Here is a 12285-nt window from a genome sequence, read left to right as displayed (position 1 = left end):
GGAGAGTGCCAGGCCCAGCAGGCACAGGGCCAGCGCGCCCGCCACTTGCCGACCCGGATCGCGCGGCAGCAGCAGCCAGCGGTGCAAGGACTCCGTCCACTCGAAAAATTCCGCCCCCGCCAGCGCCGGCTGGGTCGCGCCCGTGTACGGGTGCACATAAATGGACTCGCCGCGCCGCTGGCCATGCTTCGGCGCGAAGAACAGGCGTGGCGCCACGCCCGCTTCTGCATATATGGTGATGGAAGCGACGCGCTGGCCGTGCTCGGCTGCGGCAATGTTGCTCAGCTGGGCCGGCGTCAGCGGCGCGCGTGTTTCCACGGGCACATGGCGCACGCCGGGGTTCATGACATCGAGTAGTTCATCCTTGAAGGCCAGCGTGGCGCCGCTCAGGCCGATAATCACCAGCACCGTGCCGGCCGTGATACCGATAAACCAGTGCAATTGAAACCACAGCTGCTTCCAACTCCAGTGCCAGCGCCGCTGTTGCGGGGCGGCGCTTGGCTGGCGCACTGCGGACGCGGCGTCGGTGCTGCTGGCACGCAACTGGGGGAGGGAGGAGGTGGTCATGGCGGCTTTCGATAGCGCCGCCATGCAGATATCAGGCATGGCGGGAAGAAGGAAGGCTGACATTTTAACGCAAACGAGAATCATTCGCAAATGATGTCACCCTGTTTTCGCGTGGCGGGGGCCATTCTCGTTTGCCTGAGTGGTCGCCATAGGCGCTACAATAGGGATACTGTTCACTAGTTCCCATTGCCGCCATGACCACTTCCACACCGAATCTCGTCGTCACCCCGTCCGCCCACCCCTTGTCCGACGCCGAGCGCGCCGCGCGCATGGTCAGCCCCGCCTTCGGCCGCATCTTCACGGACCACATGGTGGTGATTCCTTACCGTGACGGCAAGTGGCAGCAGGGAGAACTGAAGGCGTACGGCCCTTTGACGCTGGACCCGTCCGCTTCGTCGCTGCACTACGGCCAGGCCATCTTCGAAGGCTATAAAGCGTTTGCCCAGCCCGATGGCAGCATCAAGACTTTCCGTCCAGAACAAAATGCCGAGCGCTTCAACCGCAGCGCCGCGCGCCTGGCCATGCCGGCCATCCCTGTCGAGCTGTTCCTGGAAGCGGGCGACGCGCTGATTGCGCAAGACCGCAACTGGGTGCCGAAGAACACGGGCGAAAGCCTGTACATGCGTCCGCTGATGATCGCCACCGACCCTTACCTGGGCGTGCGTCCATCGGAAGAATACCTGTTCGTGCTGTTCGCCTCGCCGGCCGGCGCCTACTTCCCGCAAGGCGTGAAACCCGTCACCGTGTGGATCAGCGAAGACTTCGTGCGCGCCGCGCCCGGCGGCACCGGTGAAGCCAAGTGCGCGGGCAATTACGCGGCCAGCCTGATGGCCCAGTCGCAAGCACAGGAAAAGGGCTGCGACCAGGTCGTCTGGCTCGATGCCGTGCACCGTGAATTCATCGAGGAAATGGGCGGCATGAACCTGTTCTTCGTGTACAAGGATGGCGAAAAGGTCACCGTCGTGACGCCGGAATTGACGGGCACCTTGCTGCCAGGCATCACCCGCCGCAGCTTGCTGGAAATGGCGAAAGACCTCGGCTATGCGACGGAAGAACGTAAATTGTCCGTCCAGCAATGGCGCGACGACATCGCCTCGGGCCGCATGACCGAAGTGTTCGCCTGCGGCACGGCCGCCGTCATCACGCCCGTGGGCGTGGCCAAGGCCAACGGCTTTGAAATGACCATCAACAACAATGAAAACGGCGCCGTCACCCTGGCCCTGCGCGAAGCGCTGCTGGGCTTGCAGCATGGCACGGCACCGGACACGCATCACTGGATGCACAAGGTTTGCTGATCAGCTTGTCTGATTGATACTGCGCCGGCACTCAGTTGCCGGCGTTTTTATATCTTGAAGGAAACTCGATGAAAATTCGCTCTATTCTGCCTGCCCTGGCCGCCGTTTTCCTCGGCCTGTCCGCCGGCGCCGTCCACGCGGCCGACGCCACCTGCGCCATTCCCCGCAACGTCAGCTATGTCGATTACGACGTCAAGCCGTCGGACGAGAAAAACACGTGCTACAAGCAAAGCACCAACGTGCCCACCGATTACTTCATGCTGGCGCTGTCGTGGTCGCCAGGATTTTGCGACAGCCAGCGCCGCCGCGGCGCAGTGTCGAAGAAGGCCGCCTTCCAGTGCGCCGAGAGCAACCACTTCGGCTGGATCGTGCATGGCTTGTGGGCACAGTCGGCCAATCCGGCCACCTGCGAAGACATTTCCGTGACGCCGCCGCGCAAGACGGACATGCACCCGCGCTATTGCAAGGGCAATTTGCCTAAGCTGGCGCCATCGGAAATTTTGCCGTACATGTGCATGCAGCCCGGCGAAGCCTTGCTGCAGGGCGAATGGGAAAAGCATGGCGCCTGCGATTTCGATACGGCCAAGCAGTATTTCGAGAAGGAACGCGAACTGTTCCAGGCCTTGAAATTGCCGGATTCCACCATGCCGAAAAACGAACTGTTCCAGTGGATGAAGCAGCACAACCCGCAGCTGAAGGGCCGCTGGCTCGGCTATGAAAAGCACTCGGGCGAGTTGCGCATCTGTTATTCGAAAGAGTTTAAAGTGATCGACTGCCAGAAGTAAGCCTGCCTGTCCTGCAGCTTTCTTTCATCCATGCTAGTGTGTTGCCCGGATCAGCAAGATGAACAGGTAGTGTATTTATGCAGCAGTCTATGCAGCGGCAAACGCAACCCGTCATGGTGGGCGAGGACGGCTTGCCGCCCGGCGCCCGTTTATGGGCCATGCTGGCGCTGGCCATCGGCGTGGGCATGGCCTCGCTCGATACGGCGATCGCCAACACGGCCTTGCCGGCCATCGCCAGCGAGTTGCACACGACGCCGGCAGCTTCCGTCTGGATCGTCAACGTCTATCAACTGGCCATGGTGGCGACCCTGCTGCCGTTTTCCGCCCTCGGCGAAATCGCCGGCTACCGCCGTGTATTTATCTCCGGCATGCTGTTATTTACCCTGGCGTCGCTCGCCTGTGCGCTGGCCTGGTCCCTGCCGTCGCTGGTGGTGGCAAGGCTGTTTCAAGGCGTCGGCGCCAGCGCCATGATGAGCGTCAATACGGCGCTGCTGCGCGCCCTGTATCCGAAACACTTGCTGGGCCGCGCGTTCGGCAACAATGCGCTGGTGGTGGCCGTCGCGTTCGCCATCGGCCCCACGGCCGCCTCGCTGATCCTGGCGACGGCGTCGTGGCCGTGGCTGTTCGCGATCAACGTGCCCTTGGGCGTGGCCGGCTTTTTCCTCGCCAGCCGCATGCTGCCGGCGACAAAACTGTCCGGCCACACGCTCGATGCGCGCACGGCGCTGTACAACGTGGGCGCCTTCGGCTTGCTCATTTTGCTGTTCGGCGACGCGGCCCATCACGCGTCCAGCGCCGTCCTGCTGGCGGAACTGGTGGCCGTGGCCGTGTTCTTTGCCTTGCTGCTGCGTCGCCAGGCGGGACATGCGGCGCCCATGCTGCCGATCGACCTGTTCCGCCGTCCATTGTTTTTGCTGTCCTCGCTGACGGCCATCTGCACGTTTGCCGCGCAGGGGCTGGCGTTCGTTTCGCTGCCATTCTATTTTGAAGTGACACTGGGCCGTTCGCCCGTGGAAACGGGTTTTTTGATGACGCCGTGGGCCGTGCTGGTGGCCGTGATGGCGCCCGTGGCCGGGCGTTTGAGCGACCGTTACTCGCCGGGCGTGCTGGGCGGCATCGGCCTGGCGGCGCTGGCCGGCGGCTTGCTGACACTGGTGTGGATACCGGCGCACCCGAGCGCGTTTGATATCGGCTGGCGCATGGCCTTGTGCGGCATCGGTTTCGGCTTTTTCCAGGCGCCCAATCTGAAAGCCATCATGGGCAGCGCGCCGCCCGAGCGGGCCGGCGGCGCCAGCGGCGTGGTGGCCACCTCGCGCCTGATCGGGCAAGCCACGGGCGCGGCGCTGGTCGCGTATTGCTTCACGGTTTCCGCCGCCAGGGGCACGACGTATGCGCTGTGCCTGGCGGCAGGATTTGCCGCCGTGGCCAGCATCGCCAGCTTTTCGCGCCTGGTGGTCGCGCAGCCGGCGTGGCTGTCGGGCAAGGACAATTAAGCGCCTAGACGTCGATGGCCTTGTCCGACTGCATGCGCTTGCGCAATTCGAACTTCTGGATCTTGCCCGTCGACGTGCGGGGCAGGGGACCAAAATAAATGGCTTTCGGCACCTTGAATCCGGCCAGGTTGTTCTTGCAGAAGGCGATCAATTCCGCTTCCGTCACGCTGGCCCCTTCGCGCAATTCGACGAAGGCGCATGGCGTCTCGCCCCATTTTTCGTCCGGCTGGGCGATGACGGCGGCGGCCAGCACTTGCGGGTGGTGGTACAGCGCATCTTCCACTTCCACGCTGGAAATATTCTCGCCGCCGGAAATGATGATGTCCTTGCTGCGGTCCTTCAGCTTGATATAGCCGTCCGGATACATGACACCGAGGTCGCCCGTGTGGAACCAGCCACCGGCGAAGGCTTCCTGCGTCGCCCTTTCATTCTTCAGGTAACCCTTCATGCAGATGTTGCCACGGAACATGATCTCGCCGATCTGTTCACCGTCGGCCGCCACGTGCTGCATGGTTTCCGGGTCGATCACGGCCACGGCGCTTTGCAAGTGGTAGCGCACGCCCTGGCGCGACTTCAATACGGCGCGCTCTTCCTGGCTCAGGGCCGCCCACTCATCCTGCTCCGCGCAGATGGCGGCGGGGCCGTACACTTCCGTCAAGCCATACGAGTGGATCAAGTCAAAGCCCATGGCTTCGATCTTCGCCACCATGGCGGCCGGCGGCGGCGCGCCGGCCACCATGCCGCGCACGGTCCAGTCGATTCCTTCGCGCCAGCTGGCGGGTGCATTGGCTAGCGCCGCATGCACGATGGGCGCCGCACAATAGTGGGTGATGCGCAATTCGCGCATCAGGTCGAACACCAGTTTCGGTTCGAACTTGCGCAGGCACACGTTGACGCCGGCGCGCGCGGCGATGGTCCACGGGAAGCACCAGCCATTGCAGTGGAACATCGGTAATGTCCATAAATACACGGCATGCTTGGGCATGTCCCACTCTAATATGTTCGACAGGGCGTTCAGGGCCGCGCCCCGGTGGTGGTAGACCACGCCTTTCGGGTCGCCCGTGGTGCCGGACGTGTAGTTGAGGGCGATGGCGTCCCACTCGTCCGCTGGCGGCTGCCAGTCGTAATCGGGGTCGCCGCTGGCCAGCAAGCTTTCGTAATCGAGGTCGGAAAAAGCCTCCACTTCCGGTCCCAGCACGTCATTGACCTGGATCACGCGCAGACCGGGAATCTGCGCCGCCATCTGGCGCGCCAGCTCGGCAAATTCCGTATCGGCCAGCAAGACTTTCGCGTGGCCATGGCGCAGCATGAAGGTCAGCGCCGCCAGGTCGAGGCGGATATTCAGGGCGTTGAGGACGGCGCCGGCCATGGGCACGCCAAAACTCGCTTCCACCATGGCGGGCGTGTTCGGCAGCATCACGGCCACCGTGTCGCCCGTGCCCACGCCCAGTTTGATCAGGCCGGAGGCGAGGCGGCGCGTGCGCGCATAGGTTTGTTGCCACGTCTGCCGCACGGCGCCATGTGCAATTGCCAGTCGATTGCCATATACTGCCGCTGCCCTGGCGATATAGTCGAGCGGGGTGAGGGCGGCGTAGTTGGCGCTGTTTTTGCCGAGGCCGGTGTTGAAATCAGCAGTCATGCTTGTCTCCTGGTAAATAATATTGGTACTGGAATTCTGTAGCTCCCTGTTTCGGGATTGATACCGGCCAGCATAGCACCGGTGCTGGAAAATCACTGTCATCTTAGTGACAACTGAAGGATGGAATGAATAGCAATGATAGTGTAGACCGTGCCGTGCCGGAACTCGACAGCCATGACTGGTTCACGGCCCTCGACGCGCGGCATCAGACCTTGTTGCGCACCGGCAGCGTGCTCCGGCATTACGAGGCGGGTGCCTTCATCACGCGGCGCGGCGAACCGTCGGCGCACTGGATCGGCGTGCATACGGGCTTGATCAAGCTGGCCGTCTACAACGCCGATGGGCGCGGCGCCACGTTTTCCGGCGTGCCGGCCGGCGGCTGGTGCGGCGAGGGAAGCGTGCTCAAGCGCGAATTGCGCCGCTACGACGTGGTGGCCGTGCGCGCATCGAGCATCATCCTGGTGCCGGTGGAGCTGTTTCATCTGTTGCTGGCCGAGAGCCTTTCCTTCAATGCCTTCGTCATCCGCCAGCTGAACGAACGCATGGGGCAATTCATCGCCACCATCCAGAACCAGCGCCTGCTGGCCGTCGACGCGCAAGTGGCGCAAGCGATCGCGCAGCTGTTCCACCCCATGCTATACCCGCGCACCTCCAGCGTGCTTGAGCTGTCGCAGGAAGAAATCGGCTTGCTGACCGGCATTTCGCGCCAACGGGTGAACCTGGCCCTGGGGCGCCTGGCCGAATTGAAACTGATCAGCATCGCCTACCAATCGATTCGCGTGGTGGACCTCGATGGCTTGCGCCGCTATGGCGTGGCGTCGCTGTGATGACAGACTGCTTGCGCGATGTGTGGCATGCTGATGGCTCGTTCACCACATTGACCTGACGCATGGCCCTCGTTTCCGATCATCCCTTGCACTTGCTGGGCCTGCGCTTTCCGCTCAGGCTGCGCGTCACCGTGCGCCAGGGTTTTGTCACCTTGCATAATGAAATCACCACCAAGAAACTGGGCAGCGGCGACAGCTTCGTCGTGCCCGCTTTTCTGCGCTTCGCCTGCGACGTGATGCCGGGACGGGGCAAGCCGGCCGTGTTCACCCTGGCGCTGGAAGACGACGAGGCGGAGGGCGGCCACGGCGGCGGCAAGCGCTGGAGCCAGGCGCTGGCGCAGCACATCTTCGATACGCCGCAAGGCAAATGGACGGCGGCGCGCCTGGCGACCCTGTGGCAAGTGACGCCGCACAAGGCGCGTGCGCGCCTGTTTGCCGAGGGCGAAGCATTGCTCAGCCTGGTGCGCGAACAGCGCCTGGCGCATGCGCTGCACACGGCGGCGCAAGCGGGCGCCGATGGCGAAGGAGGCGAGCGCGACCTGGCGCAAGTGGCGGCCGGCTCCGGCTTTGCCTCGATCCCCGCGTTTTGCGACGCCTGCGTGGACGTGGCCGGCGTGCGCCCCAGCCTGTTCCTGCGTGGCCAGGCGCCCGGATAGCCGGACTCCGCTATAATCGGGGCCATGGGATCTTTATTGAAACGCAAACAGTGGCACATGTGGTTCGCCTGCCTGGCGATACTGCTCAATGCGCTGTCGCCGTCCCTGTCGTATGCGTTTTCCGCGCTGCACGCAAACGCGAACAATGCCGCCGTCGAGATCTGCTCGGCCAGCGGCGCCGTCTACACGCAAGCGGACCTGGCGCCGGCCGTCAAATCCACCACCGATTCCGTACTGCACCACATCGAGCATTGCCCGTTCTGCATGAGCCATGCGGGCAGCGCGGCCCTGCCGCCGCCGACCTTGTCTCCGCTGGCCGTCATCACGGGCCACGACCACTATCCGCCATTGTTCTGCCAGACACCGCGAGTACCGTTCGCGTGGCTGGGCGCCAGCCCGCGCGGCCCGCCTTTGACTGCCTGAACGCAACAGTCACGCCTTCCACGTCCTAACTTGTCTCAACTACGCCCATCGGGCCGGAATTACCATGAAACGTCGTCTTTTCCTTCTCGCCGGCACGGCGGGATTGCTCACGCTTGCCGCTTGCGAACAAGCACCGAAACCCCATTACAACGGCCTCGACCTGACGGGAGGTGATTACAAGCCCGACTTCAAGTTGAGCGGCCCCGACGGCAAGGTCTACACCCTGGCCGACTTCAAGGGCAAGTATGTGATGGTCTTCTTTGGCTTCACGCAATGCCCGGACGTCTGCCCGACAGCCTTGTCGCGCGCGCTGGAAATCCGCCAGAAACTGGGCGCCGATGGGGATAAACTGCAAGTGATCTTCATCAGCATCGATCCCGAGCGCGATACGCCCGAGCTGCTGGGCGAATACATGCGCGCCTTCGACCCCAGCTTCCTGGGCTTGCGCACGGATCCGAAGAACACGGCGCAGACGGCCTTCAATTACAAGGTCTTCTACCGCCGCGTGCCGAGCGGCAGCTCGTACACGATGGACCACACGGCCATCAGCTATGTGCTCGATACGGAAGGGCGCATGCGCCTGGGCCTGAAACACCAGTTGACGGGCGACGAGTGCGTGCAGGACATCAAGACCCTGATGAAATCGAAATACACCTTATAACCACACCGAGGAATGATCATGACCCATCTGAAAACCCTGCTGGCCACGGCCCTGACCGTGCTGTCCTTCTCCGCCGCTGCCCAGACTTCCGTGCAGATTACCGACCCGTGGGTGCGCGCCACCGTGCCGCAGCAAAAAGCCACGGGCGCCTTCATGCAGATCACGGCGCCGAAAGCCATGCGCTTGCTGGAAGTGCGCTCGCCCGTGGCGGGCGTGGCGGAAATCCATGAAATGAGCATGACGGACAACATGATGCGCATGCGCCAGGTCAAGGAAATCGCCTTGCCAGCCGGCAAAGCCGTGGAACTGAAACCGGGCGGCTACCACGTCATGCTGCTGGACCTGAAAGGCCAGGTGAAGGCGGGCGACAAGATCCCGCTGACCCTGGTGCTCGAAGGCGAGGACAAGCACCGCGAAACCATCGAAGTGACCGCCGTGGCCCGTCCGCTGGGCGCCGCCTCGGCCCCGATGCCGGCGATGAAGCACTAAGCTTCCCGCTACGTCCTTGAAAAGCCCGGTACGCCGGGCTTTTTTGTGCCCGTTTGGAAATTAAACAGCTGTTTGATACAATATCGGACAATATTAAACGGTTGTTTAAATGATGGGATAGGCATGACGGAAGAAATACAAAACGAAAGCGAACCGGCGCGCGCGCGCATCCTGCAGGCGGCGGCGGACCTGTTTGCCGACGAGGGCTACAAGGCCGCGTCCGTGCGCAGGATCTGCGAGGCGGCCCACGTCAACGTGGCGATGGTCAATTATTATTTTCATAGCAAGGAAGAGCTGCACCTGGCCGCCTTCGACCATGCGCGCGAATTGGCGCGGGCCTCGGCCGCCGACGTGGCGGCCGCCAGTGCGCGGGCGCAGTTGCCGGCAGTGGAACAGTTGCGCCTGGCCATCGAGGCGCTCGTGTCCGACATGCTGCGCTCGGGGCCGGCATCGCTGTTCAGCCGCCTGGTGGCGCGCGAACTGATCGAGCCGACGGCGGCCATCCACAAGCTGGCCGAACGCAATGTGCGCCCGCAGCACGCCCTGTTCACGGGCTTGATCCGTGGCGTGGTGGGGCCGGCCATGCCGCACGACGTGGTGCAGAAATGCGTGTTCAGCGTGATTGGCCAGGCCGTGTTCTATGCCCGTTCGCGCATCGTGCATGAACTGGTGGTGCCGGAGATCACCTATGACGAGGCGGGCATCGCCAGCATTGCGCAGCATGTGTCGCAATTCTCGCTGGCGGCCCTCGATGGCATGCGCCGCCAATATGCCGTGCAGGCGGGCGCATGAAGGCGCGTAACCTGACCTTGGTGCTGGCCGGCCTGGCCATGCTGGGTCCGTTCGCCACCGATACCTTCTTGCCATCGTTTCCCGCGATCGGCACGCATTTCGACGTCAGCAGCGTGCTGGTGCAGCAGACCCTGAGCGTCTACCTGGCCGCCTACGCCTTCATGACCTTGTTCTACGGCACCTTGTCCGACTCGTTTGGCCGCCGCCCCGTGATCCTGGCATCCCTGCTGATCTTTGCTGTCGGCTCCATCGGCGCCGCCTTCGCGCCCAGCTTTGGCTGGCTGCTGTTCTTCCGCGGCATGCAGGGCGCCTCGGCGGGAGCGGGCAGGGTCATCGGGCAAGCCATCGTGCGCGACACCCTGTCGGGCGCGGCCGCGCAAAAGATGCTGGCCAATATCATGATGGTGTTCGGCATCGCACCGGCCATCGCCCCCATCATCGGCGGCTGGCTGCACGTGGCCTACGGCTGGCAATCGACGTTCGTCTTCACCTTTTCCGTCACGGTGCTGCTGGCGCTCGCCTGCCTGAAAGGCTTGCCGGAAAGTTTAGCCGCCGAGCAACGCCAACCCTTCCACCCCGGCAACATCGCGCGTAATTACTGGCTGGCCTTGCGCCACCGGGCGTTCCTGCTGCGTTCGCTGGCCGTGGCCTTCGCCTTTGGCGGCTTCGCCCTGTACATCGCCTCGGCCCCGCATTTTATTTTGGAATTGCTGCGCCTGCCGGAAACGGCGTTTGGCTGGATGTTCATCCCCATGGTGGCCGGTTTGGTGCTGGGCTCGGCGCTGTCGGGCAAGCTGGCCCATGCGGTGAAAAGCACCGTGCTGGTGCACTGGGGCTTGCTGGTCATGGCGGCCACGGGCGCGCTCAACATCGCTTACAACCACTGGTTCGCGGCCAGCATCCCGTTCGCCGTCGTGCCCGTGATGCTGTACGCGTTCGGCATGTCGCTGGCCTTGCCGGGCATGACCATGTCGACGCTCGACATTTTCCCGCAGATGCGGGGCCTGGCCGCGTCCCTGCAAAACTTCGTGCAAATGCTGGTGTTTGCGCTGGTGTCCGGTTTTGTCGCACCGTTGCTGTTCGACAGCGCTTTCAAACTGGCGCTGGGACAGGCCGCGGCCGTCGTGCTGGCCGCCGTATTCTGGTGGCTGGGCAGCCGCCAAGGGGTGGGGCAGGGCGTGGTTGGGGTTGCTAAAACAACATGACTAGCCCTGGAAAAGGATGGCATGCATTCTGCTTTGTTACACTGTGACAATCAGACCCGTGCCGCGGGCGCCACAGCACGCGCGCGGGTCTAAGCAGTTTTGCAACTTTACCTTTGGCTATCATGCACTTGATTAACTCCAGTTTGAACCACGCCTTGCGCGTGCCGCTGGCTGCGGAAATCCACTCGCGGCCGTTTTTGCAGCTCGATGCCCCCGAGCTGATTACCCATCTGGCCGTGTACAAGGATGACAGCGCGGCGCCCGGTGCGTCGAATATGTCGGCCCAGCACGCCACTCTGGCGGCCCTGTGCACGCATTTCGGCGTCACGCCGCCCGCCGCCGAAGCCAAGTATTTTTATTACGACTTTGGCCGCTTCCGCCTGAAATGGGAATGCCATACGGAATTTGCCACGTTTACCTTTGCCGAACATCCGGGCGCCGCCTTGCCCCTGGAACAGGCGTTCGAGCGCATGCCCCTGGAACAGTTGCCGCAGCAGTGGCTGGCGGGCTTGAAGGGCAAGCTGATGGTGGCTGCCCACGTGGTGCTGGAGCAGGCGACCGAGCCGGCCGAGATTTTCATGCAGGGCTTGTCGCGCGTGTTCGAGGGTAATACCCTGGCCGGCAGCAAGGTGTTGCAGGGCGGCGAATTGTGGACGGACTTTACGATCCAGTCCGACGGCTTCAGCCGTTTCGTCATCCGCGATGCGGGCATGCACTCGCAGCAATCGGGCCGTTTGGTGCAGCGCGTGCTGGAAATCGAAACTTACCGCATGATGGCCTTGCTGGGCTTGCCCTACGCCATGCAGGCGGCGCCTTCGTTGAACGCCATCGAAAACGAACTGGCGACCCTGGCCGCCGCCATGGTCGATACGGATGACGCGCCGGGCCTGGCCAAAGCCGACGAGGGCGTCGCCGAGCAAGCCTTGCTTGACCGCATCACGCGCCTGGCGGCCCGCATTGAAAAGCTATCACTCGACAATAGCTACCGTTTTTCCGCCTCGAAAGCCTACATGGGCCTGGTCAAGGCGCGCATCGAGGAGTTGCGCGAAGAGCGCATCGAGGGCATTCCCACGGTCGAGGAATTCATGGACCGCCGTTTGACGCCCGCCATGAACACGTGCGAAGCGATGGCCAGCCGTCAGGAAGCGATGGCGCAGCGCATTGCCAACACGAATGACTTGCTGCGCACGCGCGTGGGCATCGTGCAGGAATTGCAAAACCGGCAAATCCTGCAATCGATGAACGCGCGCGCGGCGCAGCAGCTGCGCTTGCAGCAAGCGGTGGAAGGCTTGTCCGTGGCCGCCATTTCCTACTACGTGATTGGCCTGTTCAGCTACACGGGCAAGGCGGCCAAGGTGCTGGGTTTACCCGTGAATCCGGAAATCCTCGTCGGCGCCCTCGTGCCGTTTGTGGCGGCCGGCGTGTGGCTGGGGCTGCGCCGCATGCATCACAA

The 12285-nt window shown here is 63.1% G+C and carries 13 protein-coding genes; 11 read left to right on the top strand and 2 right to left on the bottom strand.

The genetic code is table 11. The features are described 5' to 3' along the window. The coding region (locus K0F86_RS27690) for a PepSY domain-containing protein (RefSeq protein ID WP_257572294.1) at positions 1 to 567 on the bottom strand (567 nt) is incomplete at its 3' end. A gap of 194 nt (positions 568 to 761) precedes the next feature. Between K0F86_RS27690 and K0F86_RS21665 the strand changes: the two genes are divergently transcribed. The 3 genes from K0F86_RS21665 (at position 762) to K0F86_RS21655 (ending at position 4140) form a co-directional block, all read left to right on the top strand. After that, positions 762 to 1862, top strand: a complete 1101-nt coding sequence (locus K0F86_RS21665) for a branched-chain amino acid aminotransferase (protein ID WP_219136258.1) — start codon at positions 762 to 764, stop codon at positions 1860 to 1862. A gap of 68 nt (positions 1863 to 1930) precedes the next feature. Beyond that, positions 1931 to 2647, top strand: a complete 717-nt coding sequence (locus K0F86_RS21660) for a hypothetical protein (RefSeq protein ID WP_219136257.1) — start codon at positions 1931 to 1933, stop codon at positions 2645 to 2647. Between the two features lie 77 nt (positions 2648 to 2724). After that, complete coding sequence (locus tag K0F86_RS21655; protein WP_219136256.1) at positions 2725 to 4140, top strand: MFS transporter; 1416 nt, start codon at positions 2725 to 2727, stop codon at positions 4138 to 4140. A gap of 4 nt (positions 4141 to 4144) precedes the next feature. On the opposite strand, the gene K0F86_RS21650 is transcribed toward K0F86_RS21655, so the two are convergent. Next, a complete protein-coding gene (locus K0F86_RS21650) occupies positions 4145 to 5779 on the bottom strand; it encodes an acyl-CoA synthetase (protein WP_219136255.1) in 1635 nt (544 codons plus the stop codon). 125 nt (positions 5780 to 5904) lie between these two features. Here K0F86_RS21650 and K0F86_RS21645 point away from each other — a divergent pair, with 125 nt between their 5' ends. The 8 genes from K0F86_RS21645 to K0F86_RS21610 form a co-directional block, all read left to right on the top strand. Next, positions 5905 to 6606 (top strand): Crp/Fnr family transcriptional regulator, encoded by a 702-nt coding sequence (locus K0F86_RS21645; protein ID WP_219136254.1) that lies wholly within the window; start codon positions 5905 to 5907, stop codon positions 6604 to 6606. 62 nt (positions 6607 to 6668) lie between these two features. Further along, positions 6669 to 7262 (top strand): helix-turn-helix domain-containing protein, encoded by a 594-nt coding sequence (locus K0F86_RS21640; RefSeq protein ID WP_219136253.1) that lies wholly within the window; start codon positions 6669 to 6671, stop codon positions 7260 to 7262. Positions 7263 to 7298: 36 nt separating this feature from the next. After that, entirely contained in the window at positions 7299 to 7685 is a 387-nt protein-coding gene (locus tag K0F86_RS21635; protein ID WP_219136252.1) for a DUF2946 domain-containing protein, read from the top strand. A gap of 64 nt (positions 7686 to 7749) precedes the next feature. Continuing rightward, the gene (locus K0F86_RS21630) at positions 7750 to 8346 is read left to right on the top strand and encodes an SCO family protein (protein ID WP_070222056.1); all 597 of its coding nucleotides are present in this window, start codon (positions 7750 to 7752) and stop codon (positions 8344 to 8346) included. An 18-nt stretch (positions 8347 to 8364) separates the two neighbouring features. Continuing rightward, on the top strand, positions 8365 to 8835 hold the full coding sequence (locus K0F86_RS21625; protein ID WP_219136251.1) for a copper chaperone PCu(A)C: 471 nt from the start codon (positions 8365 to 8367) through the stop codon (positions 8833 to 8835). Positions 8836 to 8958: 123 nt separating this feature from the next. Then, positions 8959 to 9627, top strand: a complete 669-nt coding sequence (locus K0F86_RS21620) for a CerR family C-terminal domain-containing protein (protein ID WP_219136250.1) — start codon at positions 8959 to 8961, stop codon at positions 9625 to 9627. Beyond that, complete coding sequence (locus K0F86_RS21615) at positions 9624 to 10832, top strand: multidrug effflux MFS transporter (RefSeq protein WP_219136249.1); 1209 nt, start codon at positions 9624 to 9626, stop codon at positions 10830 to 10832. Before K0F86_RS21620 ends, K0F86_RS21615 begins: the two co-directional genes overlap by 4 nt. 122 nt (positions 10833 to 10954) lie before the next feature. Beyond that, on the top strand, positions 10955 to 12285 hold a 1331-nt coding region (locus K0F86_RS21610; protein ID WP_219136248.1), incomplete at its 3' end, for a DUF3422 family protein.

Origin of the sequence: Janthinobacterium sp. UMAB-60, assembly GCF_900095235.1 — a bacterium.
Classification (GTDB): domain Bacteria; phylum Pseudomonadota; class Gammaproteobacteria; order Burkholderiales; family Burkholderiaceae_D; genus Janthinobacterium.
Note: the sequence above shows the minus strand (reverse complement) of the source record. Positions and strands in the feature narration are given on the sequence as shown.

Bases quoted from the DNA above. Each gene is read 5' to 3' on its own strand.
- K0F86_RS21630 (WP_070222056.1), top strand. From the start codon at position 7,750: ATGAAACGTCGTCTTTTCCTTCTCGCCGGCACGGCGGGATTGCTCACG.
- K0F86_RS21660 (WP_219136257.1), top strand. From the start codon at position 1,931: ATGAAAATTCGCTCTATTCTGCCTGCCCTGGCCGCCGTTTTCCTCGGC.
- K0F86_RS21645 (WP_219136254.1), top strand. From the start codon at position 5,905: ATGAATAGCAATGATAGTGTAGACCGTGCCGTGCCGGAACTCGACAGC.
- K0F86_RS21665 (WP_219136258.1), top strand. From the start codon at position 762: ATGACCACTTCCACACCGAATCTCGTCGTCACCCCGTCCGCCCACCCC.
- K0F86_RS21620 (WP_219136250.1), top strand. From the start codon at position 8,959: ATGACGGAAGAAATACAAAACGAAAGCGAACCGGCGCGCGCGCGCATC.
- K0F86_RS21640 (WP_219136253.1), top strand. From the start codon at position 6,669: ATGGCCCTCGTTTCCGATCATCCCTTGCACTTGCTGGGCCTGCGCTTT.
- K0F86_RS21615 (WP_219136249.1), top strand. From the start codon at position 9,624: ATGAAGGCGCGTAACCTGACCTTGGTGCTGGCCGGCCTGGCCATGCTG.
- K0F86_RS21650 (WP_219136255.1), bottom strand. From the start codon at position 5,779: ATGACTGCTGATTTCAACACCGGCCTCGGCAAAAACAGCGCCAACTAC.
- K0F86_RS21655 (WP_219136256.1), top strand. From the start codon at position 2,725: ATGCAGCAGTCTATGCAGCGGCAAACGCAACCCGTCATGGTGGGCGAG.
- K0F86_RS21625 (WP_219136251.1), top strand. From the start codon at position 8,365: ATGACCCATCTGAAAACCCTGCTGGCCACGGCCCTGACCGTGCTGTCC.